Raw genomic sequence first — 26,034 nt, 5'->3', positions numbered from 1 at the left:
ACGGGTGGGGAATGACGATATCGCGCAGGGGGTTCCTGGCAGGTCTGGCGGTGACGGGCGCGGCGGTGCCGGCGGTGTATTACGCCCACAAGAAGCTGACCCACGACCCCGAGGACGATATCGTCACCCCCGGCGAAGCTAGCGTCGAGCTGGCCGACAGTGCCGGCCAGCAACTGGCCAACCAACTGCGCGGCGTCTGGGATATTCGTTTCACCGGTGCCGACGGCGGTTTGCCAGGCTTGCCCCGCGAGGGCATCCAGCTCTACCTCGACATCGCCGCCAAGGGCCGAGGCCTGCGTGGTGTGCTGGGTACTCGGGAAAACCTCGAGCAGCCCGGCCCCGCCATGTATCGCGTGCTTGGCGATCTGGTCGGTGCCTCCAGCGCCCAGGTGCGCTGGCGCCTGTTGAGCAACCAGGGCGGTCCCGGCTTCGAGTGCATCGCCACCCTGGACGAGGTCTGGGGCGAGTACGGCAATGCCGGCAGCGGCACCCTCTCCGGGCGCATGCAGCCCCTCGACCGCTCCATGGCGCTGCCCGTCCAGGACAGCCATTTCGTCGCGGTCAAGCGGATGTTCCCTGAAGCCCGCGAGCGCATCGTCTATACCCCCGAGCTGCGCGCCTGGCTGATCAGCCCCGAACACCGGCTGTTCCACCAGCTCTGGCATGTGACCCGGGACAAATGGCATCGCCTTTCCGAAGAGCGCCACGGCGCGCTGCGCGGCCTTGGCTGGCAACCTGGCCCGCGTGGCCAGGAGCGCGATGCCCGGGGGCCGAAAAAGCACCGCAACGGCTCGGGCGTGGACTTCCTGTTCATGCACCGGCACATGCTCGATGCCGCCCGGGCCATCCAGCCATTGCCGTCCTGGCCGCATTTCCCCTTGCCGCAGCCGAACGTGGAATACGATCGCCACGGCTTCGCCCGCTACTTCGACAACCATGATGGCTACAGCGTCCCGCCGACCTGGCGCGCGCCGGGGGACAACGACTACACCCAATGGGTCGCGGCGATCAAGGCGCAGGAAACCTTCTGCTCCAACTTCCAGGTCTGGGAGTCGCAATACCAGGACCCGCTGTACCTGTCGAAAATGACCTTGGGCGAGCTGGGTTCGGAACTTGAGATGAACCTGCATGACTGGCTGCACATGTGCTGGGCATCGGTGCCGCGTGATCCCTCCAACGGCGCGCCGGTGCCGTTCGCCCGCGATCCCGCGGACTTCGCCGCGCGCTGGTACGGGCCGGAAAACGATTTCCTCGGCGACCCGTTTTCCTCCCATGTGAACCCGGTGTTCTGGGGCTTCCACGGCTGGATCGACGACCGTATCGAAGACTGGTACCGCGCCCATGAGCGGCACAATCCCGGGCAGGTGCGACGCTTGCAGGTCAACGGCGTGGAGTGGTTCGCCAAGGGCCGCTGGAACGAAGTGGAAGACCCTTGGCTGGGGCCCGACACCCATGGCTGCAGTACCACGCCGGGGATGTTCCCGGGCAAGTCGGTGGAAATGGATGTCGAGACCATGAAACTGGCGCTGCGCATCGTGTTCGCCAAGGATGATGGGCTGGAGCCGCTGTTCAAGCGGGTACCGCAGCGGCCTTGGTATGCGCGGCACCTGTCGATGAAAGGGATTGCCTGAAGTTTATGAAGTTTGCACGGACCCTGTGGGAGCGGGTTTACCCGCGATGACGATAGTGAATCCACCGACGCAATCGCGGGTGAACCCGCTCCCACAGAGTCCGCGTTTTATCTGGTAGCTACCTGCCAGCCACCCCCCAGAGCCTTGTACAGCGCCACGCTCCCCTGCACCCGCGCCAACCGCAACTGCACCTGCTGATCCTGCGCCTGGTACAAGGTCCGCTGGGTCTCCAGCACGGTCAGCAGCGTCTCTGCTCCGGCCCGGTAGCGACTCTGCGCCAGCTCGAACGCCGTGCGTGCCTGACGCACCTCTTCATCCTGCCATTCGCGCTGGCGATCCACCCCGTCAATTCCGTTCAGGGCCTTTTCCACATCGGCGAAGGCCGAAACGATGCTGCCGCGATAGGTCGCCAGCAGTTCTTCGCGCTGGGCCACGGCCCTGTCGCGCTCGGCACCCAGTCGTCCATTGTCGAAGATCGGCGCCGCCAGCCCGGCGGTGAGGCTGTAATAGGGGCTGCGCAGCAGTTGATCGAACAGCTGCGCCCCCGAGCCGAGATTGGCGCCCAGGGTCAGGCTCGGCAGCATCGCCGCCCGGGCCACCTGCACGTTGGCCTGCGCCGCTGCCAGCCTGGCCTCGGCTGCTGCGATGTCGGGCCGTCGGCCGAGCAGGTCGCTGGGCACGCCGGCGCCGATGTCCGGCCAGCGAATGGCTTCGAAGCGTTCGCCAGTGGCCGGCAATCGTTGCACCGGCTCGCCAAGCAGGGTCGCCAGGGTGATGCGGGTTTCCTGCAATTGCTGCTCCAGCAACGGCACCTGCCGTTCCTGGGCCGCCACCAGGCTGCGCTGCTGGGCCAGTTCCAGGGCCGTGGCCGAACCTGCGGCATGACGGGTCTGCACCACCTTGAGCACGTCCTTGGCGTTGGCCAGGTTGAGCCGGGCGATCTGCAGTTGTTCGACCAGGGCCAGGCTTTGCAGGTAACTGCCGGCGACCCCGCTGAACAGGGTCAGCTCCACGGTCTGCCGGTCGAAGCGGCTGGCATCGAGACTGTAGCGGGCACTGTCCCGGGCCGCTGCCTTGCCGCCCCAGAAGTCCACTTCATAGCTGGCGCTCAATGCCGTGCCATACGAGCTGTAGGTGCGATCGCCGTCGTTGGCGTCGATGCCGTTGTAGCCCTTGCCGTGCAGCAGGCGCTGGCGGCTGGCATCGAGACCGTACTTCACCTGCGGCAGCAGCGGAGCACCGGCGATCACCGCGCTGGCCTGGGCCTGGCGGACCCGGGCCATGGCGGCGGCAAGATCGAAGCTGTTGACCCGTGCCTGTTCGATCAGGGCATCCAGCTGCGGGCTGGCGAAGGCCTGCCACCAAGGGCCGTCGGCGATCGTCGGGCCGGCCTGCGCCGGGCCTTGCCAGTGGGCCGGCACCACTGGCAGTGCGTTGTCCGGCCGGGGGCTGGAGCACGCGGCGAGGAGCAAACCAAGGGTGAGAAGACTGAGGCGGCTGGCGTTCATCGTTTATTCGCTTGTCAGGGCTTTGACCGGATCGAGCCGGGCCGCCTTGCGGGCCGGCATGAAGCCGAACACCACGCCGGTCATCACGGCGCAGGTAAAGGCGCCGAGCACGGCGCCGAGGGAGAAGGCCACGGCGATGTCCGCCAGCATCAGGCCACCGCCGATCAGTGCGGCAAGCACGATGCCGGTGACCCCGCCGACCATCGACAGCAGCACCGCCTCGGTGAGGAACTGGCGCAGGATGTCGCGTTGCCGTGCGCCGGTGGCCATGCGTATGCCGATTTCACGGGTACGTTCGCGCACGGTCATGAGCATGATGTTCATCACCCCGATGCCACCGACCAACAGGGAGATCGCGGCGATCGCGCCGAGCATCAGCGACAGGGTGTTCTGCGTACGCGCTTCGGCCTGGATCAGCGCGGCGAAGTTGGTCAGTTCGTAGTCCTGCTTGCCGTGGTGCAGCTTGCGCATCAGGTGGTCGATGGCCGCTTCGGTTTCCTTGACCCGGGCCGAATCGACTGCGGCGATGGTCACGTATTCCGGATCGCGGCTGCCGAACAGGCGGATCGAGGCGGCGGAGTAGGGCACCACGATGCGCCCGTCGCTGTCGGTGTCGCCGGAGCTGGCACCCTTGGCGGCAAGGATGCCGAGCACCTGGAACGGCACCTTGCCGATCAGGATGTACTGGCCGATGGGGTTGCGCTCGGCGAACAGCTTTTCCCGGACCTTCTGCCCGATCACCGCCACGGCGGCAGCGCTGCGTTCGTCGGCGTCGGTGAAGAAGCTGCCTTCCACCACCGGCCAGTTGAAGATCCCCGGGAAATAGGTGTTGTTGCCGCCGACATAGAAGCTATGGCTGGCATTGCCATAGCGCACGGTCAGCTCGCTGCCGATCACCGGCATGATCTTCTTTACCTGCGGCAGCCCGGACAGCGCCTCGACATCGTCGAGGGTGACGATGCCTGCCGGTTCGTGAAGGCTGGCGGACTTGGCGCTCAGGTACAGGATGTTCGAGCCGAAGGCGGCCATCTGCGCCACCACCTGGCGCTTGCTGCCCTCGCCGACGGCGAGCATGACCACCACCGAGGCAACGCCGATGACGATGCCGAGCAGGGTCAGGGCGGTGCGGAAGCGGTTGATCCACATGACTCGCCAGGCCGCCTGCAGGGCTTCCAGCAGCTCGCCCTTCCAGGCGCCGGTCTGGGTGGCGCCGCGGTCCAGGTGCTGGCGCAGCTCCTCGGCCTGGGCGCCGGCCCTGGCGGGTTCGCGCTCGCCTTGCGGGTTGATCGAGTCGCTGATCACCAGGCCGTCGCGGATCTCGATCACGCGCCGGGCGCGGGCAGCCACCTGGCGGTCGTGGGTGATGAGGATGATCACGTGGCCCTGGCTGGCCAGTTCGTCGAGCAAGCCCATGACCTCGGCACCGCTCTGGCTGTCGAGGGCGCCGGTGGGTTCGTCGGCGAGGATGATATGGCCGCCGTTCATCAGCGCGCGGGCGATGGACACCCGTTGCTGCTGGCCGCCCGAGAGCTGGTGCGGGCGGTTGCCGGTGCGCTCGCCGAGGCCCAGGCGCTCCAGCAGGGCGGTGGCACGGGCATGGCGCTCCTCGGCCGGAAGGCCGGCGTAGATTGCCGGCATTTCGACGTTCTCCCGGGCCGAGCCGGAGGCGATCAGGTGGTAGCCCTGGAAGACGAAACCGAAGGCCTCGCGGCGCAGCCAGGCCAGTTCGTCGCTGTCCAGCCCGGCGACATCCCGGCCGGCGAACAGGTACTGGCCGCTGGTGGGACGGTCGAGGCAGCCGAGGATGTTCATCAGCGTCGATTTACCGGAACCGGAGGCGCCGACGATAGCGACGAATTCACCCGGGTGGATGGCCAGGTCGATGCCGCGCACCACCTCGACCTTGGGGGTGTCGACGCCGCCGTAGGATTTGCGGATGTCGCGCAGTTCGATCAGCGGGATGCTCATTCAACCCCCACTGGCAACAGGCGCGCCGATCAGCAGGCGCTCGCCTTCGGCCAGGCCGTCGAGGATCTGCACCCGCAGGCGGTCGCTGATGCCGGTACGCACATGGCGCTGCTGCACCTGGCCGTCGCGCCCCAGCACCTGGGCCAGGCGCTGGTCGGGCTGGTCGCCGTCTTCTTCAAGTGCCGCCAGGGGCGCGGTCAGAACATTGCTGGCCTGGCCGGCCACGAAGAACACCTGGGCGGTCATTTCCGCCATCAGGCTGTTGTCCGGGTTGTCCACGTCGAGCAGCACGGTATAGAGCACCACCTTGCCACCACTGCTGCCGCTGCTGCCTGTAACGCTGCCGCCGCTGCTCTGCATCGACGGATCGAGGGGCTTGGGCGGGATTGGCAGGATCTGCCGTACCGTGCTGACCCAGCGTCGCTTGCCGCCGGCGAGGGTGGTGAACCAGGCCTGCATGCCCGGTTTGACATGGCCTATATCGGCTTCCGATACCTGGGCCCAGACGGTCATCGGCGACAACCTGGCGATACGCAGGATCAGCGGCGTCTGCTGCTGGGCGTTGAGGGTCTGGCCTTCGCGCGCGTCCACCGCGACCACGGTGCCGGACATCGGCGCATAGATCCGCGTGTAGCCCAGCTCCGCCTCATCGCTGCGCAGGCTGGCCTGGGCCTGGAGGATCTGCGCGCGGTACATGTCGATGCGTGCCTGGGTCACCTTGAGCCGCGCTTGCGCGGTCTGCACGTCTTCCTCGCGGGTAGCGCCGCCTGTGGCGAGGCTTTGCTGGCGCTTGAGCTGCTGTTCGGCAAGCCGGTACTCGGCCTGCTGCTCGGCCAGTTGGGCCTTGAGGTTGTCGATGGAGTAACGCCCGGCGTCGAGCTTGGCCTGCTGGGTAGAGGGATCGATTTCCACCAGCAGTTGGCCTTCCTCGACCTGGTCCCCGGGTTCGACGTGCAGCTTGCGGATTTGTCCCGAGGCCTGGGCGCCGACATCCACGTAGCGGCGCGGTTGCAGGGTACCAAGGGCGGTAACGCTGCTTTCGATTGTGTTGCGGGTGACCGTGACGGTGTTCAGCGTGTCCTGGCCGGGCAGGGTCTTCCAGGCGGCCAGAGCGCCGAGGCTGGCCAGGCCAAGGGCGCAGAGCAGCAGGCGGTATTTGAATGCGGGACGTCTCATGGCGGGTTCCAGCCGAAGGGTTCGGCCCGCGCACAGGGGCGACAGCGCGGGGAGGGGCTCCCAGGTAGACGAAGCACTTGTGCGCTTATTTACCCCGTGCAGGCGAGTACGCCGGTCGAAACGCAGACCCCGTTTAAACAATATATTGACGCTTCCTTGATTTCCGACGGTTTCCCGTCAACTATCAAGGAAAGCTGCCAGGGAAAGCCGCTTCCTGCGGCGAATCGACCAAGGATCGTTCACCCTCAACCACTGCCCTTGGTCACCGACGATGCCCGACAAGTCCTTGCGAATCCTCCTCGCCGACGCGCATCCGATGCAACTTCTGCAACTGGAGAAGATGCTCAATGGCATGGGCTATTTCCGCATCGCCCCGGTGCAGTCCTTCGACGACCTGCAGCATCTGGTGCACAACGCGCTGCTGCCCTTCAACCTGCTGATCGGCAACATCGATCTTGCCAGCCATGCCGGGGTGGACCTGGAACGCTTCTGCCGGGTCAATGTGCAGATCCAGCATGCGCTGCTCTACGAGTCCCAGCACCTGAAGATACCGGCAGTGCCGCCGGGCCAGCGCCAGGCCCTGAACATCAGCCTGCCCAGGGTGCCCGATGACGAGACCCTGCAGGCCTTCATGGCGCTGGTGGACACACCGCGGGTGATCGGCCAGTTGCGACCGCCGGGCAAGCCAGGCCTGCGCGGGCCGGCCAAGCGCTTGCAGAACCTTGGGCAGACGGTGTTTTCCCGATCCTCCTGAGACGCCAGCACGCCTGCGCATTTTTGATATGCTCTGCCGCTCGTTCGCGCGACCCTGTCCATTGCTGCGGAAATCCCTATGACTGCCAACGACTCCACGCGGCTATCCCGTGGCGATCACAAGACCCTCGGCCTGGCGGCCCTGGGTGGTGCGCTGGAAATCTACGATTTCATCATTTTCGTATTCTTCGCCCTGACCCTGAGCCAGCTGTTCTTCCCGCCGGAAATGCCCGAGTGGCTGCGCCTGCTGCAAAGCTTCGGGATCTTCGTTACGGGTTACCTGGCGCGTCCGCTGGGCGGCATCCTCATGGCGCATTTTGCCGACCACCTGGGACGCAAGAAGGTGTTCAGCTTGAGCATCCTGATGATGGCACTGCCTTGCCTGCTGATCGGGGTAATGCCGACCTATGCGGACATCGGCTATGCCGCGCCGCTGATCCTGCTGGCGCTGCGCATCCTGCAGGGGGCGGCGGTCGGCGGCGAGGTGCCGAGTGCCTGGACCTTCGTTGCCGAACATGCGCCGGTCGGCCGGCGCGGCTACGCCCTGGGCTTCCTCCAGGCCGGGCTGACCTTCGGCTACCTGCTCGGCGCGCTGACCGCGACCCTGCTGGCAAAAGTCTTTACCCCGCAGGAGATCCTCGATTTCGCCTGGCGCTATCCGTTCCTGCTCGGCGGGGTGTTCGGCGTGATCGGCGTGTGGTTGCGCCGCTGGTTGAGCGAGACGCCGATCTTCCTGGCCCTGGAACGCCAGCGCAGCGACAGGCCGGTGGAGTTTCCCCTGCGCGCGGTGCTGCGCGAGCATCGCCGGGCGCTGGTGCCCGCCGCCTTGCTGACCTGCGTGCTGACCTCGGCGGTGGTGGTGCTGGTGGTGATCACCCCGACCGTTATGCAGCAACGTTTCGGCATGAGCGCGGGGCATACCTTCGCCTTGAGCAGCATCGGCATCGTCTTCCTCAATATCGGCTGCGTGCTGGCCGGGATGCTGGTGGATCGCATCGGTGCCTGGCGGGCATTGATCCTCTATTCGCTGTTGCTGCCGTTGGGGATCGGTGCCTTGTATGGCAGCCTGGTGGCGGGCTGGGACAGCGTCGGCATCGCTTATGCCCTGGCCGGCCTGGCCTGTGGTGTGGTCGGCGTGGTGCCCTCGGTGATGGTCGGGTTGTTCCCGGCGCGGATCCGCGTGTCGGGCATTTCCTTCACCTACAACGTCGCCTATGCGCTGTGGGCGAGTACCACGCCGCTGATGCTGATCGCGCTGATGCCCTGGAGCCCGTGGGTGTGCGTGGCGTTCTGCGCGGCGATGGGCCTGGTCGGGGTGCTGACGGCGATGTACTTCGGGGCGCGGGAACAGCTGAGTACCGAGGAAGACCTGGCCCTGGCCAATAGCTGAGGCGACTCGGCCCCTGTGGGAGCGGGTTTACCCGCGATTACGGTAGTGAATTCACCGACGCAATCGCGGGTGAACCCGCTCCCACAGGGTACGCGTCGCTAGTAAAAAGCCCCTCGTGCCTTGCGGCAGAGGGGCTTTTTACTGGCCGGTGACTTACATGTTCGGGTAGGTCGGCCCGCCAGCACCTTCCGGGGTAACCCAGGTGATGTTCTGCGAGGGATCCTTGATATCGCAGGTCTTGCAGTGTACGCAGTTCTGCGCGTTGATCTGGAAGCGCTTGCTGCCGTCTTCCTGGGTGATCACTTCGTACACGCCGGCCGGGCAGTAGCGCTGCGCCGGTTCGTCGTACAGCGGCAGGTTGGTGCCGATCGGGATGCCGGCGTCAGCCAGCTTCAGGTGGCAAGGCTGTTCTTCTTCATGGTTGGTGCTGGAGAGGAACACCGAACTGAGCTTGTCGAAGCTCAGCTTGCCGTCGGGTTTCGGGTAATCGATGCGGGTCGAGTCGGCGGCCAGCTTGAGGCAGGCGTAGTCCGGCTTGGTGTCGCGCAGGGTGAACGGCAGCTTGCCGCCGAACCAGTTCTGGTCGATGTAGTTGAACGCTGCACCGAGCATCGGGCCGAACTTGTGCATGGCCGGGCCGAAGTTGCGGCTGGCGAACAGTTCTTCATGCAGCCAGCTGGCCTTGAAGGCATCGACATAGCTGTTCAGCTGGTCGCCGCCTTCGCTGCCGGCGAGCAGGGCGTCGGCCACCGCTTCGGCGGCGAGCATGCCGGACTTCATCGCGGTATGGCTGCCCTTGATCTTGGCCACGTTCATGGTGCCCAGGTCGCAACCGATCAGGGCGCCGCCGTTGAACACCATCTTCGGCAGCGAGTTGATGCCGCCCTTGGCCAGGGCGCGGGCGCCGTAGCTGATGCGCTTGCCGCCTTCGAGGTACTGGCTGATCACCGGATGGTGCTTGAGACGCTGGAATTCGTCGAACGGCGAAAGGAACGGGTTGCTGTAGGACAGGTCGACGATCAGGCCGACCACCACCTGGTTGTTTTCCAGGTGATAGAGGAAGGAGCCGCCGGTGTTTTCCTTTTTCATCACGTCCAGCGGCCAGCCGGCGGTGTGTACCACCAGGCCTTGCTCGTGCTTGGCCGGATCGATTTCCCAGATTTCCTTGAGGCCGATGCCGTAGTGCTGGGTATCAGCGTCGCTGTCGAGGTTGAAGCGCTTGATCAGTTGCTTGCCCAGGTGGCCACGGCAGCCTTCGGCGAACAGGGTGTACTTGCCGCGCAATTCCATGCCCGGGGTGTACATGCCGTCCTTGGGATTGCCTTCGCGATCGACGCCCATGTCGCCGGTGATGATCCCGCGGACTACGCCGTTCTCGTCGAACAGCACTTCCTGGGCGGCGAAGCCCGGGTAGATTTCGACGCCCAGGTTTTCGGCCTGCTGGGCCAGCCAGCGGCACAGGTTGCCCAGGGAAATGATGTAGTTGCCCTGGTTGTGCATGGTTTTCGGCACGAACAGGTCAGGGACCTTGATCGAGCTGCTGCCGTCCTTGAGCACGTAGATATCGTCGCGCTTGACCTCGGTGTTCAGCGGCGCGCCGAGTTCTTTCCAGTCCGGGAACAATTCGTTCAATGCGCGCGGTTCGAATACCGCGCCGGAGAGGATATGCGCACCGACCTCGGAGCCTTTCTCGACCACGCAGACGCTGATTTCGCTACCGGCTTCGGCGGCCTTCTGCTTCAGTCGGCAGGCGGCGGACAGGCCCGCCGGGCCTGCGCCGACGACGACCACGTCGAATTCCATGTATTCGCGTTCCACAGGTTCTCTCCTACTCAAGGCTCTCGGTTTTTTCTAATGGGGTGCAAGGCGGTCACATCGAAGGGGCGATTCTGTAGCTTCGGGGGATGACGTACTACACCACTTTCTCTTGGCCGCGCATTATATCTACACCACTTGCGCGGTCCAATACAAACGTTTGTTTGAATTTGCCGAAGCCCAGTAAAATCAAAGTGGCGCGGCTTGAAGCTGGCGGTTTTGCCGTATTGACCGGATTGGGCGTTACGGTCAAGATACGGGCGGTTTTACGCTCGCCGTAGGCTTACCGTCGGATGCAGGAGCACCCCTAAAGACCTGGCTAAACGCAGGGCAGTTACGCCAAACCGGGGTTTTGTAGTGAAGTCTACACGTCACCACAAGAAATGACCCACGGGTTTTGCGATGAAGGGTCGAAACGGGACTGCCCGGTCAGTCCGGCTTCGTCCCTCCGGATGCGTTTTTAGAGGTGCCCTTGTACCGTGCAATCGCCGGGTCCGGCCCAGGCGATATTCTTTTCACCGGAGAGTAACGAGGAATCCATGAAGGTTCTTGTAGCTGTCAAACGAGTGGTCGACTACAACGTCAAGGTTCGCGTCAAGGCGGACAACTCCGGCGTCGACCTCGCCAACGTCAAAATGTCCATGAACCCCTTCTGCGAGATCGCCGTCGAAGAAGCCGTACGCCTGAAAGAAAAAGGCGTGGCCAGCGAGATCGTCGTCGTTACCGTCGGTCCTGCCACTGCCCAGGAACAACTGCGTACCGCCCTGGCGCTGGGTGCCGACCGCGCCGTGCTGGTCGAATCCGCCGAAGAACTGACTTCCCTGGCCGTTGCCAAGCTGCTCAAGGCCGTTGTCGACAAGGAACAGCCTCAGCTGGTCATCCTCGGCAAGCAGGCCATCGACAGCGACAACAACCAGACCGGCCAGATGCTGGCTGCGCTGACCGGCTTCGCCCAGGGCACCTTCGCCTCCAAGGTCGAAGTCGCTGGCGACAAGGTCAACGTCACCCGTGAAATCGACGGCGGCCTGCAGACCGTCGCCCTGAACCTGCCGGCGATCGTCACCACCGACCTGCGTTTGAACGAGCCGCGCTACGCGTCGCTGCCGAACATCATGAAGGCCAAGAAGAAGCCGCTGGAGACCGTCACTCCGGACGCGCTGGGCGTTTCCACCGCCTCGACCAACAAGACCCTGAAAGTCGAAGCGCCTGCTGCACGCAGCGCGGGCATCAAGGTCAAGTCGGTTGCTGAACTGGTCGAGAAACTGAAGAACGAGGCGAAGGTAATCTAAATGACTATCCTGGTTATCGCTGAACACGAGAACGGTGCCATTGCACCCGCTACCCTGAACACCGTTGCCGCTGCCGCCAAGATCGGTGGCGACATCCACGTCCTGGTCGCTGGCCAGAACGTCGGTGGCGTAGCCGAAGCTGCTGCCAAAATCGCTGGCGTGGCCAAGGTGCTGGTTGCCGACAACGCTGCCTACGCCAACTTCCTGCCAGAGAACGTAGCGCCACTGGTAGCTGAGCTTGGCAAGGGCTACAGCCACGTGCTGGCACCTGCCACCTCCAACGGCAAGAACGTACTGCCACGCGTTGCCGCACTGCTGGACGTCGACCAGATCTCCGAGATCATCTCGGTTGAGTCCGCCGACACCTTCAAGCGTCCGATCTACGCCGGCAACGCCATTGCCACCGTGCAATCGACCGCTGCGGTCAAGGTCATCACCGTTCGCGCCACCGGCTTCGACGCCGTTGCCGCCGAGGGTGGTTCGGCTGCCGTGGAAGCCGTTGCTACTGCCCACGACGCGGGCAAGTCGTCCTTCGTTGGCGAAGAGCTGGCCAAGTCCGACCGTCCTGAGCTGACCGCTGCCAAGATCGTCGTTTCCGGCGGCCGCGGCATGCAGAACGGCGACAACTTCAAGCACCTGTACGCCCTGGCCGACAAGCTGGGCGCGGCAGTCGGCGCTTCCCGCGCTGCAGTCGACGCAGGTTTCGTACCGAACGACATGCAGGTCGGCCAGACCGGCAAGATCGTTGCGCCACAGCTGTACATCGCCGTCGGTATCTCCGGCGCGATCCAGCACCTGGCCGGCATGAAGGACTCGAAAGTCATCGTCGCGATCAACAAGGACGAAGAAGCGCCGATCTTCCAGGTGGCCGACTACGGCCTGGTGGCGGATCTGTTCGAAGCCGTTCCTGAGCTGGAGAAGCTGGTTTAATCCAGTCGCTTCACTTATAAAGGGCCCGGTTGTGCGGGGCGTGCACGGTGGTTTTTCCACGGTGCTACGCTCCGGGCAGCCGGGCTTTTGTTTTTTTGCGGTCGAAGAAGGGGCGTGTGATGGTGCGGTTTGCTCGAACGGGAATGCTGGCAATGCTCGGATTGGCGTGCCTGCCGTCGCTGGCGATGGCAGCCGGCAAATGCGAGCGGCTGGTGGCGACGGGCAGCCCGGATGCGCCGCCGTATTCGTGGCGCGATCCGCAGGACCCACGCCACTTGATGGGTGCCAGCGTCGATCTGCTCAAGCAGGTCGCCGGCGAGTTGGGCCTCAAGGTCGAAGTGCTCTATTCCGGCAAGCGCAGCGAGGCCCAGGACGAGGTGCGCAGCGGGCGCATCGACCTGTTGGTCGACGCGCCGCTGGCAGTGAGCGAGCTGACATCGGTCGATTACATTCATCCGCCTGTGCTGCAGAACGAGTACGTGGTCTGGACCCGGCATGATTCCACGCTGGTCTATGACAATCTGGCCGACCTGCACAAGCACCAGGGCGCCATTTCCGAAAAGTCCCGGCTGACCCCGGAATTCGCGGCGTTCAGCAAGGCCGAACTGAAGCTGGTGCAGGTGCCCAACCTGACCCAGGCCATGCAGAAGCTCCTGCTTGGCCAGGTGGACTACGTGCTTGCCGGGCGCTACTCGGGCATGGCCATGGCGCGTAGCCTGGGCATGGCCGATGACCTCGTGGCTCGTGGCCAGGCCCTCGATCATCCGGGGTTGTTCCTGGCGCTGTCGCACAATTCCGCCTGCAACGACGCCTGGTTACGCGGACAGTTGGCGAAAAAGCTGACAGAATTGCCGGCTTCTGGCGTAGTCCAGGCGGCGGTGCAACGTAATGTCGAGCGCTGGCAGGCGCAGTTGCAGGCGCCGCTCGATGCCCAAAAACAGTAGGAATACCCTGTGAGAATCCAATCGCTATTCGCCGCCCTGGCGCTGCTGGCCCTGGTCGGTTGTGCCAGTGACCCGGCCCCCCACGAGCAGATGCGCCTGTCCGAGCAGGCGCTGGAGCAGGCCAAGGCCGTCGGTGCCACCGACGACGTCGCCGAGCTCAAGCTGGCCGAAGAAAAGCTGGAGCGTGCCCGTTCCAACATGCTGAGCGAATCATTCCGCGATGCGCGGATGCGCGCCGAACAGTCCGAGCTGGATGCGCGCCTGGCCGAAGCCAAGGTGCTGACCCTGAAGAGCCAGGAGCAACTGACCCTGCTGCAATCCCGGGTGGACCGTCTTCGCAAGCAATTGGGGGAGCAGCGGTGAGTTCGATCAAGCCTTTGGCGGTGCTGGCGATTGCCGGCGTTCTCGGTTTGCAGGGTTGCGCCAGCCAGCGCAGCGAAGAGGCACTGGATCAGGCGAGCACGGCCTTCCAGTCGGTGAAGGACGATTCCAACGTGTTGCGCAGCGCGCCACGGGATGTGATCCGGGCAGGCGAGTCGCTGGCCAAGGCCGAGCGACTGGCCACCTACTGGGGAACGGGCAGCGATGTGCGCCACTACGCCTACCTGAGCCAGCGCTACAGCCAGATCGCCCGCGAGCATAGCAACCTGGTGCTCAACCAGGAGCGCCAGGCCAAGCTGGAGCTGGAGCGCCAGCGCCTGCAACTGGCCTTGCGCGAAGCCAAGCTGGCCAGTGTGCAACAGCAGGGCAAGTGGCTGGAGGAACAGATCGTCAGCCTGGCCACCAACGACACCGATCGTGGCCTGGTGATGACCCTGGGGGATGTGCTGTTCGATACCGGTGAGGCGGAGCTGAAGAGTTCGGCCAGCCGTACCGTGCTGAAGCTGGTGCAGTTTCTTCAGTTGAACCCCAGGCGCGTGGTGCGTATCGAGGGTTATACCGACAGCACCGGCAACCCCGATGACAACCTCAAGCTGTCGCGGGATCGCGCGCAGTCGGTGGCCGACATGCTGGTGGACCTGGGCGTCGACGAGAAGCGCATCAAGGTGATCGGCTACGGTGATCAGTATCCTGTCGAGGCCAATGCCTCGGAGCGGGGCAGGGCGCAGAACCGTCGGGTGGAGATCGTGTTCTCCGACGAGAAGGGTAGGCTCGGCGCCGAGCGGTGAGTGGCTTCCACTGTTAAAGAAAACCCGGTGATCGACAGGTCCCGGGTTTTTTAATGCCTGTTAAAGAGCACCACGGAACCCGCTCCCACACTGTCCGCGCAAGACCATTGGTTATGTTTGTCGGGTTCCTTTATACCCAAGCGCCGCTTTGCTTCCCCGCGACACAGCTGTATTGTCTGCTGAATTGCAATCTGTCCCAGTACACTTGCCAACTGTTACGGTATTCTCAGCAGCAGATCACACAAGAACAACCGGACTGCCTGCGTGTCGAGAGAAGGATCCATGACCAACCTGTTGCTTTACCAGCGTATCGCCCAGCAGCTCGCCGAAGACATTCGTCGCGGTGTTTACCAGCCGGGCGAGCGTGTGCCGTCCGTGCGCAAGATGAGCTCGCAACTGAATGTGAGCCATGCCACGGTGCTCCAGGCCTATGCCAATCTCGAAGACCAGGGTCTGATCCGGGCCCGACCGCAGTCCGGTTATTACGTCCACCAGACCCCTGCGCTGACCGCTTCCACCCCCGATATCGCGCGGGTCGAGCGGCCTGGCCTGGTCACTCGGGCCAGCATCATCCAGCAGGTATTGACCGAAGCCCGCCGCGATGGCGTATTCCCGCTCGGGGCGGCCGTGCCTCATGTGGACTATCTGCCGGTGAGGGCGTTGCACCAGCAACTGGCCAAGGTCACCCGTTTCCAGAGCCCGCGGGCGTTCAGCTATATGTTCAGCCCTGGCTTCGAGCCGCTGCGCCGGCAGATTGCCATTCGCATGCGCGACGCCGGGGTGGTGGTCGATCCGTCCGAGGTGGTGGTTACCCATGGGTGCGTCGATGCCTTGCAGATGTCGCTGCGGGTGCTGACCCGGCCGGGTGACCTGATCGCCGCTGAATCGCCAACCTACTACGGGTTGCTGCAACTGGCGGATCTGCTGGGCCTGAAGGTTATCGAGATTCCCAGCGACCCCTCCACCGGGATCAGCCTCGAGGCACTGCAACTGGCGGCAAACCAATGGTCGATAAAGGCGCTGGTGCTGACGGCGCGCCTGAGCAACCCTCTGGGCGGGACGATTCCGGAAGAGCGGCAGAAACAACTGTTGCGCCTGTCGTCGGATTTCAATATCCAGATCATCGAGGACGATATCTACGGCGAGCTGATGTTCGAGCAAGGCAAGACCAAGTCACTCAAGGCCTTCGATCGCCTGGGGCGGGTCATCTACTGTTCGAGTTTCTCCAAGACCCTGTCGCCGGGGGTGCGCATCGGCTGGATGATCGCCGGCAACTACCAGCAGGAAATCCAGCGGCTGCAGACCTTCAGCACCCACTCGGCATGCAGCGTGACCCAGATGGGGGTGGCCGCCTACCTGGAAAATGGAGGTTACGACCGTCATCTGCGCTTCATCCGCCAGGAATATCGGAAAAATCTCAGCGCTTATCAGTTGGCCGTGCAGCAGTACTTCCCCGAAGGCACGCAAATGACCCGACCAACGGGTGGCTTTATTCTTTGGGTCAGTTTGCCGGGCAGGGTCAATACCCAGGAACTGCACGTGCGGGCCTTGCAGCAGGGCATCAGCATTGCGCCGGGGCTGATCTTCAGCAATACCGAGCAGTTCAACCACTGCATTCGCCTCAACTGCGGGATCCCCTGGAATCGCGAGGCGGAGAGGGCGCTGATGACCCTGGGCATGCTGGCCAGCCAGCTGTGCCAGGAAACGGCCAGTGCTGGCTATCTGTAATCTGCACCTTGTCAGGCAGGTCTGGAACGGGGAGCATAGGCACTTTCCCCTGGTAGTCTGTCGTTGCCTATGACTCTCTTGCGTTGTGTCGGCCTGGTGTTGGCGGGGTTGCTCGCGGTGTCTTCGGTGGACCCGGTAATGGCAGCTTCCGAGGCCAGGCCGCAGGTCCAGAAAACCGCGGATGACACTGCCAGGAAAGCATCGCCGGCCAAGCCTGCTACAGCGACCAAAAAGCCGGTGAAGGTCAGCAAGACTCCCGCACGCAAGAAAGCCGACGCCATTGCTGCGCCCTTGCCCAAGGCCAGGCTGGACCTGAGCCTCCCGCCTGATCTGATGAAGGGCATGAAGCCGGTGGAGGAGATCGAGGCGGAGGTGCGCAAGCCACTGCTGCCAGCGATGTTCGGGGAGAAATCGCAGGCCGACAGCCCGTTCCAGCTCAACGGGCGGCTTCTCAGCAACGAAATGCAGTTGCAGCTGCGCAACGATATGCGCCAGCAGGAAATCGAAGGCGCCGCCATTGACTTTGAATTCAAGCAGTAAGGCTCTGAAAACGAGAACCGACCGGTCAGCGATATTTCATTCTGTCGGGAATTTCAAACGCCTGTTTTAGTCGTTACTATCCTTTCATCCGCACCATTTGCGTCCCCGAGGTTCTGATTCATGAAATGCCGAGAAGGCTGCGGCGCGTGCTGCATAGCGCCATCGATCAGCTCGTTCATTCCCGGCATGCCTGATGGCAAGCCGGCTGGCGTGCGCTGCATTCATCTCTCCGCGGTCAACCTGTGCAATCTGTTCGGACAGCCGGAGCGTCCGGCGGTCTGTTCCGGTTTCAAGGCGGATATCGAGGTGTGTGGCAGCGATCGCGACGAGGCAATCAGGATCATCGGCTGGTGGGAGCAAATGACTGCGGCCTGAAAGCCGGATCTTCGACAATAAGGAAAACAAGCGGATGAGATCGTTCAAGCATGTAGCTGTAATCGTAGGTTTGACTGCCTTGTCGAACGTAGCCTTTGCCGAGCAATGGCAAGAGGTGAAGAACGAGCAGGGCATCCAGGTTTCCCTCAGTGATGTGGCGGGCTCCAAGTACAAGGCTTATCGCGGTGTCGCCCTGATCAAGGCGCCGGTGGCGACCATTGCCAGGCTGCAGGAGGATGTGGCGGGGTCCTGTGCCTGGATCCACGAGTGCAAGATGCAGAAGCTGCTCAAGCATGAAGGCAACCAGAGCTGGACCTATGCGCAGTTCAATACACCGTGGCCAGTGACCCCCCGGGACTCGGTGCTGCATATCACTACCGAGCAGGGCGCCGATGGCAGCCTAACGCGCACGATCGAGGCGGCGCCGACCTACCGGCCGCAGGACAAGGACTTTGTGCGGGTAGCGGCGGCCAACGGTTTCTGGAAGCTGGTGCCCAAGGGCGATGCCACCGAAGTGACCTACCAGCTGCACACCGATCCGGGTGGTAGCGTGCCGTCCTGGTTGTCGAACAAATTCGTCGTCGAGGCGCCGTTCAACACCTTGAAGGCGTTGAAGGAGAAAGCCGAAGCGGCGAAGTGAGGCGTAACAGTTGTTGGGTTTTCTTCGCTGACCGGCAACTGTCTGGTGCTAGAAAGTGCCGCGACCCTGTGGGAGCGGGTTTACCCGCGATTGCGGTAGTGAGTTCCCCATAGCAATCGCGGGTGAACCCGCTCCCACAGGGCAATAAAAAAGGCTGCCGGATGGCAGCCTTTTTGCGTTCGGCCGAAGCTTACTTGCGGTCTTTCAGCTTGACCAGGTCGCGGGACTCGTAGCCGGTGTACAGCTGGCGAGGGCGGCCGATCTTGTAAGGGCTGGAGAGCATTTCCTTCCAGTGCGAGATCCAGCCGACGGTCCGCGCCAGGGCGAAGATCACGGTGAACATGCTGGTCGGAATGCCGATCGCCTTGAGGATGATGCCCGAGTAGAAGTCGACGTTCGGGTACAGCGAGCGCTCGATGAAGTACGGATCGGTCAGGGCGATCTCTTCCAGGCGCATCGCCAGTTCCAGTTGCGGATCGTTGGTGATGCCCAGCTCGCGCAGGACTTCATCGCAGGTCTGCTTCATCACGGTGGCGCGCGGGTCACGGTTCTTGTAGACGCGGTGACCGAAGCCCATCAGCTTGAACGGATCGTTCTTGTCCTTCGCCTTGGCGATGAACTTGTCGATGTTGGACACATCGCCGATCTCGTCCAGCATGGTCAGCACGGCCTCGTTCGCACCGCCGTGGGCAGGGCCCCACAGTGCAGCGATACCGGCGGCGATACAGGCGAACGGGTTGGCGCCCGAGGAGCCGGCCAGGCGCACGGTGGAGGTGGAGGCGTTCTGTTCGTGGTCGGCATGGAGGATGAAGATCCGGTCCATTGCCTTGGCCAGCACCGGGCTGATCGGTTTGATCTCGCACGGGGTGTTGAACATCATGTGCAGGAAGTTTTCCGCATACGACAGGTCGTTGCGCGGGTACATCATGGGCTGGCCCATGGAGTACTTGTAGACCATCGCGGCCAGGGTCGGCATCTTGGCGACCAGGCGAACGGCGGAGATTTCCCGGTGCTGCGGGTTATTGATGTCCAGCGAGTCGTGGTAGAACGCCGACAGGGCGCCGACCACGCCGCACATTACGGCCATCGGGTGGGCGTCGCGGCGGAAGCCGTTGAAGAAGGACTTCAACTGCTCGTGCACCATGGTGTGGTTCTTCACGGTGCTGACGAACTGGGCCTTCTGCTCGGCGTTCGGCAGTTCGCCGTTGAGCAGCAGGTAGCAGGTTTCGAGGTAGTCGGATTGCTCGGCGAGCTGTTCGATCGGGTAGCCACGATGCAGCAGGATGCCCTTGTCGCCGTCGATGTAGGTGATCTTCGACTCGCAGGATGCGGTCGCCATGAAACCAGGGTCGAAAGTGAAGTGACCCGTGGCCCCCAACCCTCTGACGTCGATAACATCTGGACCAACGGTGCCGGTTAAAATGGGCAGCTCGACGGGGGCTGCGCCCTCGATGACCAACTGCGCTTTTTTGTCAGCCATGTGGCCTCCTATTAATGCTTGAAATCATCTGACAGACCCCCCACGCAGGGCCCGCACCACTATAGTGAGATAAATTCGAATGTCAATTTGCCTAAAGCACGGTTGTAATGGGGTTTAGGCCCTGTTTTTCCTCGAAAATGTCGCCCGTTTACGCCTTTTGTTCGATAAAGGCAATGCGCTATTTGGGCTACCCCTTCACGTTGTCATTAGTAGCCTAACTGTCTATACTCGGCACCCGACCGCCAGGGGCATCCGCGCCCGTCTGACTGGGGGTCGCCGCTCCCTGGGTGGTGGGTACCTGACCAGTACACTTACCAACAACTTTGCCCTGCTTGCTAGGGGCTCTTCAGTGTGAAAAAAGCCGTGAAAAGCCAACGACCTGTAAACCTAGACCTAAGGACCATCAAACTCCCGATCACTGCTTACACGTCCATTCTTCACCGCATCTCCGGCGTCATCCTGTTCCTGGGCCTGGCCATCATGCTTTATGCATTGGGCAAATCCCTGGGTTCCGAGGAAGGCTTTGGCGAGGTGAAGGCGTGTCTGACCAGTCCGCTGGCCAAGTTCGTGTTCTGGGCTCTGCTGTCCGCCTTGCTGTATCACCTGGTGGCCGGTGTGCGCCATCTGATCATGGACATGGGCATCGGCGAGACGCTGGAAGGCGGTAAGCTGGGCTCGAAAATCGTCATCGTCATCTCCGTGGTGGTGATCGTGCTGGCAGGAGTTTGGATATGGTAACCAACGTCACGAACCTCTCGCGTTCGGGCCTCTATGACTGGATGGCGCAGCGCGTTTCTGCGGTCGTTCTCGCGGCTTATTTCATTTTCCTGATCGGCTACCTGGTAGCGCACCCTGGCATCGAATATGCCCAGTGGCACGCTCTGTTCTCCAATAACGCGATGCGTATCTTCAGTCTGCTGGCACTGGTTGCCCTGGGCGCTCACGCCTGGGTCGGCATGTGGACCATTGCGACCGACTACCTGACCCCTATGGCGTTCGGCAAGTCGGCGACTGCGATTCGTTTCCTGTTCCAGGCGGTATGTGGTGTCGCGATGTTCGCGTACTTCGTCTGGGGTGTGCAGATTCTCTGGGGTATCTGATTCATGGCTATCATTCCAACGATTTCTTTCGACGCCATCATTGTCGGCGGCGGCGGTGCCGGTATGCGCGCTGCGCTGCAGCTGGCACAGGGCGGCCACAAGACCGCGGTGATCACCAAGGTCTTCCCGACCCGTTCGCACACCGTGTCGGCACAGGGCGGCATCACCTGCGCCATCGCTTCGGCCGACCCGAACGATGACTGGCGCTGGCACATGTACGATACCGTCAAGGGTTCCGACTACATCGGTGACCAGGACGCTATCGAATACATGTGTCAGGAAGGTCCGGCCGCGGTCTTCGAACTGGACCACATGGGCCTGCCGTTCTCCCGTACCGAAACCGGTCGTATCTACCAGCGTCCGTTCGGCGGCCAGTCCAAGGACTTCGGCAAGGGTGGCCAGGCTGCCCGTACCTGCGCCGCTTCCGACCGTACCGGTCACGCGCTGCTGCACACCCTGTACCAGGGCAACCTGAAGGCAGGCACCACCTTCCTCAACGAGTACTACGCGGTTGACCTGGTGAAGAACCAGGACGGCGCGTTCGTCGGTGTGATCGCGATCTGCATCGAAACCGGCGAAACCCAGTACATCCGTTCGAAGGCCACCGTACTGGCTACCGGCGGTGCCGGTCGCATCTACGCTTCGACCACCAACGCCCTGATCAACACCGGTGACGGCGTCGGCATGGCCCTGCGTGCCGGCGTTCCGGTGCAGGACATCGAGATGTGGCAGTTCCACCCGACCGGCATCGCCGGCGCAGGTGTACTGGTCACCGAAGGCTGCCGTGGTGAAGGCGGTTACCTGATCAACAAGCACGGCGAGCGTTTCATGGAGCGTTACGCTCCGAACGCGAAAGACCTCGCGGGTCGCGACGTGGTTGCCCGTTCCATGGTCAAGGAAATCATCGCCGGCAACGGCTGTGGCCCTAACGGCGACCACGTGATGCTGAAGCTCGACCACCTTGGCGAGGAAGTCCTGCACAGCCGCCTGCCAGGCATCTGCGAACTGTCCAAGACCTTCGCCCACGTCGACCCTGTGGTCGCGCCGGTGCCGGTCGTTCCAACCTGCCACTACATGATGGGCGGCGTTGCCACCAACATCCATGGCCAGGCCATCACCCAGGACGCCAACGGCCAGGACCAGATCATCCCGGGTCTGTTCGCCGTAGGTGAAGTGGCGTGCGTATCGGTCCACGGTGCCAACCGCCTGGGCGGCAACTCGCTGCTCGACCTGGTGGTCTTCGGCCGTGCTGCCGGCCTGCACCTGGAGAAGGCGCTGACCGACGGTATCGAATACCGCGACGCCAGCGACACCGACGTCGAAGTCGCCCTGAACCGTCTGAACAAGCTCAACGAGCGTACCACCGGTGAAGACGTGGCAACCCTGAAGCGCGAGCTGCAGAGCTGCATGCAGAACTACTTCGGTGTGTTCCGTACCGGCGAATACATGCAGAAAGGTATCGCCCAGCTGGCCGACCTGCGCGAGCGTATCGCCAACGTCAAGATCAACGACAAGTCCCAGGCGTTCAACACTGCGCGTATCGAAGCGCTGGAGCTGCAGAACCTGCTGGAAGTCGCCGAAGCTACCGCCATCGCGGCCGAAGTCCGTAAAGAGTCCCGCGGCGCTCACGCCCGTGAAGACTACGAAGACCGTGATGACGAAAACTGGCTGTGCCACACCCTGTACTTCCCGGGTGAGAAGCGGGTTGCCAAGCGTGCAGTCAACTTCGCGCCGAAGACCGTACCGGCGTTCGAACCAAAAGTCCGGACTTACTAAGGGTGGCCGCCATGTTGCAAGTTGAAGTTTATCGTTACAACCCGGATACCGATTCGGCGCCTAAAACCCAGGTGTTCCAGGTCGATACCGGTGGCAAGGACCTGATGGTGCTGGACGTGCTGGCGCTGATCAAGGAACAGGACGAGGGTTTCTCCTACCGTCGCTCCTGCCGTGAAGGCGTTTGCGGTTCCGACGGCATGAACATCAACGGCAAGAACGGCCTGGCGTGCATCACGCCGCTGTCCTCTGTCGTAAAAGGTAACAAGTTGGTGGTGCGTCCGCTGCCTGGTCTGCCGGTTATCCGTGACCTGGTCGTCGACATGAGCATCTTCTACAAGCAGTACGAGAAGGTGAAGCCGTTCCTGCAGAACGATACTCCGGCCCCGGCCATCGAGCGTCTGCAGTCGCCGGAAGAACGTGACAAGCTGGACGGTCTGTACGAGTGCATCCTGTGCGCCTGCTGCTCGACCTCCTGCCCGTCGTTCTGGTGGAACCCCGACAAGTTCCTCGGCCCGGCCGCCTTGCTGCAGGCCTACCGTTTCCTGGCCGACAGCCGCGACACCAAGACCCAGGAGCGCCTGGCGTCCCTGGATGACCCGTTCAGCGTATTCCGCTGCCGCGGGATCATGAACTGCGTGAACGTCTGCCCGAAGGGTCTGAACCCGACCAAGGCGATCGGTCACGTACGCAACATGCTGCTGCAAAGCGGTACCTGATTCTGCAAGTGTGATGTAGATGTTGTAACCGCAGTACGCCAAGGTGCGGGCGCCCAGCCCGCACCGAGGTGCAACCCGAGCGAGGGTCAAAAGCCCGAGCTTTACCTATGAAGATATGAGACCAGCAGGGGCATCCGGGCTGGTACCCGGTAAATCTGCGGGATCTTGCAGGCCTGGTTTTGGTGAGATGACTCCAGGCTTACGTGGTTCTGCCGATCGAGGCCCCTAACCGAGGGTGACCAAGCATGCAAGAAAGCGTGATGCAGCGCATGTGGAACAGCGCCCACCTGTCAGGTGGTAACGCTGCATATGTGGAAGAGCTCTACGAGCTCTACCTGCACGACCCTAACGCCGTGCCAGAAGAGTGGCGCACCTACTTCCAGAAGTTGCCCGCAGAAGGCAGCACTGCTACCGATGTATCGCACTCGACGATCCGCGACCATTTCGTGCTGCTGGCAAAGAACCAGCGCCGCGCCCAACCGGTGTCCGCCGGTAGCGTGAGCAGTGAGCATGAGAAGAAGCAGGTTGAAGTACTGCGACTGATCCAGGCCTACCGTATGCGCGGCCACCAGGCTGCGAAGCTCGACCCCCTGGGGTTGTGGCAGCGCCCTGCGCCAGTAGACCTGTCGATCAATCATTACGGCTTGACCAATGCCGATCTTGATACGACCTTCCGTGCCGGCGACCTGTTCATCGGCAAAGAGGAAGCGAGCCTACGCGAAATCCTCGAGGCGTTGCAGCAGACATATTGTCGCACCATCGGCGCCGAGTTCACCCACATCGTCGATTCCGAGCAGCGCAGCTGGTTCCAGCAGCGCCTGGAAAGCGTGCGTGGCCGTCCGTCCTTCTCCGCCGACATCCAGAGCCACCTGCTCGAGCGCGTTACCGCGGCCGAGGGCCTGGAGAAGTACCTGGGCACCAAGTACCCGGGCACCAAGCGTTTCGGCCTGGAAGGTGGCGAGAGCCTGATCCCGATGCTGGACGAAATGATCCAGCGCTCCGGCTCCTACGGCACCAAGGAAGTGGTTATCGGCATGGCCCACCGCGGCCGTCTCAACGTGCTGGTCAACACCTTCGGCAAGAACCCGCGCGAGCTGTTCGACGAGTTCGAAGGCAAGAAGAAGGTCGAGCTGGGCTCCGGTGACGTGAAGTACCACCAGGGCTTCTCGTCCAACGTGATGACCGCCGGTGGCGAAGTGCACCTGGCCATGGCCTTCAACCCCTCCCACCTGGAAATCGTCTCGCCAGTGGTAGAAGGTTCGGTTCGCGCCCGCCAGGACCGCCGCAACGATACCGTTGGCGACAAGGTCCTGCCGATCTCCATCCACGGTGACGCCGCGTTCGCGGGTCAGGGCGTGGTCATGGAAACCTTCCAGATGTCGCAGACCCGCGGTTTCAAGACCGGCGGTACCGTGCACATCGTGATCAACAACCAGGTTGGTTTCACCATCAGCAACCCGCTGGACTCCCGTTCCACCGAGTACTGCACCGACGTCGCCAAGATGATCCAGGCGCCGATCCTGCACGTGAACGGCGACGATCCGGAAGCGGTGCTGTTCGTGACCCAGCTGGCCGTCGACTACCGCATGCAGTTCAAGCGTGACGTGGTCATCGACCTGGTCTGCTACCGTCGCCGCGGCCACAACGAGGCCGACGAGCCGAACGGCACCCAGCCGCTGATGTACCAGCAGATCGCCAAGCAGCGCACTACCCGTGAACTCTACGCCGACAGCCTGGTGCAGGCGGGTCGTCTGGATGCCGAGCGCGTCCAGGCCAAGGTCGACGAGTACCGCAATGCGCTGGACAACGGCCTGCACGTGGTGAAAAGCCTGGTCAAGGAGCCGAACAAGGAGCTGTTCGTCGACTGGCGTCCGTACCTGGGCCATGCCTGGACCGCGCGTCACGACACCCGCTTCGATCTGAAGACCCTGCAGGAACTGTCCGCCAAGCTGCTGGAACTGCCGGAAGGCTTCCTGGTCCAGCGCCAGGTTTCGAAGATCTACGAAGACCGCCAGAAGATGCAGGCCGGTGGCTTGCCGATCAACTGGGGCTACGCCGAAACCATGGCCTACGCGACCCTGCTGTTCGAAGGCCACCCGGTTCGCATCACCGGCCAAGACGTCGGTCGCGGCACCTTCTCGCACCGTCACGCGGTGCTGCACAACCAGAAGGACGCCAGCACCTACCTGCCGCTGCAGAACCTGTTCAACGGCCAGCCGAAGTTCGACCTGTACGACTCCTTCCTGTCGGAAGAAGCGGTACTGGCCTTCGAATACGGCTACTCGACCACCACGCCGAACGCGCTGGTGATCTGGGAAGCCCAGTTCGGTGACTTCGCCAACGGCGCGCAAGTGGTGGTCGACCAGTTCATCACCAGCGGCGAGCACAAGTGGGGCCGCCTGTGCGGTCTGACCATGCTGCTGCCACACGGTTACGAAGGCCAGGGTCCCGAGCACTCCTCGGCGCGCCTGGAGCGTTACCTGCAACTGTGTGCCGAGCACAATGTCCAGGTCTGCGTACCGACCACCCCGGCCCAGATCTACCATCTGCTGCGCCGCCAGGTGATCCGTCCGCTGCGCAAACCGCTGATCGTACTGACGCCGAAGTCGCTGCTGCGCCACAAGCTGGCCATCTCGACCCTGGAAGATCTGGCCGAAGGCTCGTTCCAGACCGTGATCCCGGAGATCGACACCCTCGATCCGAAGAAAGTCACCCGTCTGGTCCTGTGCAGCGGCAAGGTCTACTACGATCTGCTGGAAAAACGCCGTGCCGAAGGTCGTGAAGACATCGCCATCGTGCGTATCGAGCAACTGTATCCGTTCCCTGAAGACGATCTGGTTGAAATCCTCGCGCCATACACCGAACTGAAGGACGTGGTGTGGTGTCAGGAAGAACCGATGAACCAGGGCGCCTGGTACAGCAGCCAGCACCACATGCGCCGTATCCTCGGTCGTCACAACAAGGCACTGGTCCTTGAGTACGCCGGTCGTGATGCGTCTGCGGCCCCGGCCTGTGGTTACGCTTCGATGCACGCCGAGCAGCAGGAAAAACTGCTGCAAGATGCCTTCACCGTTTAATGCCTCGCGCACCTGAAACCGAATTAAGG

General features: G+C 62.8%; 22 protein-coding genes. 17 read left to right on the top strand and 5 right to left on the bottom strand.

Annotation, left to right across the window (positions count from 1 at the left end):
* The first annotated feature begins 11 nt into the window (after positions 1-11).
* Positions 12-1,631, top strand: a complete 1,620-nt coding sequence (locus tag ACPFMA_RS19145; protein ID WP_425928477.1) for a twin-arginine translocation signal domain-containing protein — start codon at positions 12-14, stop codon at positions 1,629-1,631.
* 107 nt (positions 1,632-1,738) lie between these two features.
* Here ACPFMA_RS19145 and ACPFMA_RS19140 read toward each other — a convergent pair whose 3' ends face one another.
* Genes ACPFMA_RS19140 through ACPFMA_RS19130 form a run of 3 tightly spaced genes read right to left on the bottom strand, consistent with a single transcriptional unit; the run spans position 1,739 to position 6,283 of the window.
* A complete protein-coding gene (locus ACPFMA_RS19140) occupies positions 1,739-3,139 on the bottom strand; it encodes an efflux transporter outer membrane subunit (protein WP_425928476.1) in 1,401 nt (466 codons plus the stop codon).
* Between the two features lie 3 nt (positions 3,140-3,142).
* Positions 3,143-5,107, bottom strand: coding sequence for a MacB family efflux pump subunit (locus tag ACPFMA_RS19135; protein WP_425928475.1), 1,965 nt, complete (start codon positions 5,105-5,107; stop codon positions 3,143-3,145).
* Positions 5,108-6,283: an efflux RND transporter periplasmic adaptor subunit gene (locus ACPFMA_RS19130; protein WP_279900216.1), complete on the bottom strand. Its 1,176-nt coding sequence runs from the start codon at positions 6,281-6,283 to the stop codon at positions 5,108-5,110.
* A gap of 271 nt (positions 6,284-6,554) precedes the next feature.
* Between ACPFMA_RS19130 and ACPFMA_RS19125 the strand changes: the two genes are divergently transcribed.
* Positions 6,555-7,037: a hypothetical protein gene (locus ACPFMA_RS19125; RefSeq protein WP_064301834.1), complete on the top strand. Its 483-nt coding sequence runs from the start codon at positions 6,555-6,557 to the stop codon at positions 7,035-7,037.
* 78 nt (positions 7,038-7,115) lie between these two features.
* Positions 7,116-8,426: an MFS transporter gene (locus ACPFMA_RS19120; RefSeq protein WP_009396274.1), complete on the top strand. Its 1,311-nt coding sequence runs from the start codon at positions 7,116-7,118 to the stop codon at positions 8,424-8,426.
* A 153-nt stretch (positions 8,427-8,579) separates the two neighbouring features.
* On the opposite strand, the gene ACPFMA_RS19115 is transcribed toward ACPFMA_RS19120, so the two are convergent.
* On the bottom strand, positions 8,580-10,244 hold the full coding sequence (locus ACPFMA_RS19115; RefSeq protein ID WP_420057026.1) for an electron transfer flavoprotein-ubiquinone oxidoreductase: 1,665 nt from the start codon (positions 10,242-10,244) through the stop codon (positions 8,580-8,582).
* Positions 10,245-10,780: 536 nt separating this feature from the next.
* Here ACPFMA_RS19115 and ACPFMA_RS19110 point away from each other — a divergent pair.
* From ACPFMA_RS19110 to ACPFMA_RS19070, 9 genes are all read left to right on the top strand, one after another.
* The gene (locus tag ACPFMA_RS19110; protein ID WP_009396278.1) at positions 10,781-11,530 is read left to right on the top strand and encodes an electron transfer flavoprotein subunit beta/FixA family protein; all 750 of its coding nucleotides are present in this window, start codon (positions 10,781-10,783) and stop codon (positions 11,528-11,530) included.
* Positions 11,531-12,460 (top strand): electron transfer flavoprotein subunit alpha/FixB family protein, encoded by a 930-nt coding sequence (locus ACPFMA_RS19105; RefSeq protein ID WP_420057025.1) that lies wholly within the window; start codon positions 11,531-11,533, stop codon positions 12,458-12,460. It begins immediately after the preceding gene.
* Positions 12,461-12,612: 152 nt separating this feature from the next.
* Positions 12,613-13,404, top strand: coding sequence for a substrate-binding periplasmic protein (locus tag ACPFMA_RS19100; RefSeq protein ID WP_425928474.1), 792 nt, complete (start codon positions 12,613-12,615; stop codon positions 13,402-13,404).
* A gap of 9 nt (positions 13,405-13,413) precedes the next feature.
* Positions 13,414-13,767, top strand: coding sequence for a DUF4398 domain-containing protein (locus tag ACPFMA_RS19095; RefSeq protein WP_009396281.1), 354 nt, complete (start codon positions 13,414-13,416; stop codon positions 13,765-13,767).
* The gene (locus ACPFMA_RS19090) at positions 13,764-14,573 is read left to right on the top strand and encodes an OmpA family protein (protein ID WP_064301829.1); all 810 of its coding nucleotides are present in this window, start codon (positions 13,764-13,766) and stop codon (positions 14,571-14,573) included. The genes ACPFMA_RS19095 and ACPFMA_RS19090 overlap by 4 nt, the downstream gene beginning before the upstream one ends.
* A 282-nt stretch (positions 14,574-14,855) precedes the next feature.
* Complete coding sequence (locus ACPFMA_RS19085) at positions 14,856-16,301, top strand: PLP-dependent aminotransferase family protein (protein ID WP_064301828.1); 1,446 nt, start codon at positions 14,856-14,858, stop codon at positions 16,299-16,301.
* A 69-nt stretch (positions 16,302-16,370) separates the two neighbouring features.
* Positions 16,371-16,841 carry a translation initiation factor 2 gene (locus ACPFMA_RS19080; RefSeq protein WP_420057065.1) on the top strand — a complete coding sequence of 157 codons (471 nt, stop codon included), beginning with the start codon at positions 16,371-16,373 and terminating at the stop codon, positions 16,839-16,841.
* A gap of 120 nt (positions 16,842-16,961) precedes the next feature.
* Positions 16,962-17,216 (top strand): YkgJ family cysteine cluster protein, encoded by a 255-nt coding sequence (locus ACPFMA_RS19075; protein WP_064301826.1) that lies wholly within the window; start codon positions 16,962-16,964, stop codon positions 17,214-17,216.
* 34 nt (positions 17,217-17,250) lie between these two features.
* On the top strand, positions 17,251-17,856 hold the full coding sequence (locus ACPFMA_RS19070; RefSeq protein ID WP_425928473.1) for an START domain-containing protein: 606 nt from the start codon (positions 17,251-17,253) through the stop codon (positions 17,854-17,856).
* 190 nt (positions 17,857-18,046) lie between these two features.
* On the opposite strand, the gene gltA is transcribed toward ACPFMA_RS19070, so the two are convergent.
* The gene (gltA, locus tag ACPFMA_RS19065) at positions 18,047-19,336 is read right to left on the bottom strand and encodes a citrate synthase (RefSeq protein ID WP_425928472.1); all 1,290 of its coding nucleotides are present in this window, start codon (positions 19,334-19,336) and stop codon (positions 18,047-18,049) included.
* A gap of 351 nt (positions 19,337-19,687) precedes the next feature.
* Here gltA and sdhC point away from each other — a divergent pair, with 351 nt between their 5' ends.
* The 5 genes from sdhC to ACPFMA_RS19040 all read left to right on the top strand — a co-directional run bounded on the left by sdhC (position 19,688) and on the right by ACPFMA_RS19040 (position 26,005).
* Positions 19,688-20,074, top strand: a complete 387-nt coding sequence (gene sdhC / locus ACPFMA_RS19060) for a succinate dehydrogenase, cytochrome b556 subunit (protein WP_170394861.1) — start codon at positions 19,688-19,690, stop codon at positions 20,072-20,074.
* A complete protein-coding gene (gene sdhD / locus ACPFMA_RS19055) occupies positions 20,068-20,436 on the top strand; it encodes a succinate dehydrogenase, hydrophobic membrane anchor protein (protein ID WP_009396297.1) in 369 nt (122 codons plus the stop codon). The genes sdhC and sdhD overlap by 7 nt, the downstream gene beginning before the upstream one ends.
* Positions 20,437-20,439: 3 nt before the next feature.
* Positions 20,440-22,212, top strand: coding sequence for a succinate dehydrogenase flavoprotein subunit (gene sdhA, locus ACPFMA_RS19050; protein ID WP_009396298.1), 1,773 nt, complete (start codon positions 20,440-20,442; stop codon positions 22,210-22,212).
* Between the two features lie 11 nt (positions 22,213-22,223).
* The gene (locus ACPFMA_RS19045) at positions 22,224-22,928 is read left to right on the top strand and encodes a succinate dehydrogenase iron-sulfur subunit (RefSeq protein ID WP_009396299.1); all 705 of its coding nucleotides are present in this window, start codon (positions 22,224-22,226) and stop codon (positions 22,926-22,928) included.
* Between the two features lie 245 nt (positions 22,929-23,173).
* Entirely contained in the window at positions 23,174-26,005 is a 2,832-nt protein-coding gene (locus tag ACPFMA_RS19040) for a 2-oxoglutarate dehydrogenase E1 component (protein ID WP_009396300.1), read from the top strand.
* Positions 26,006-26,034 lie beyond the last annotated feature (29 nt).

Origin of the sequence: Pseudomonas sp. NyZ201 (assembly GCF_049860765.1) — a bacterium.
In the GTDB taxonomy this organism is placed as follows: domain Bacteria; phylum Pseudomonadota; class Gammaproteobacteria; order Pseudomonadales; family Pseudomonadaceae; genus Aquipseudomonas; species Aquipseudomonas bharatica.
Note: the sequence above shows the minus strand (reverse complement) of the source record. Positions and strands in the feature narration are given on the sequence as shown.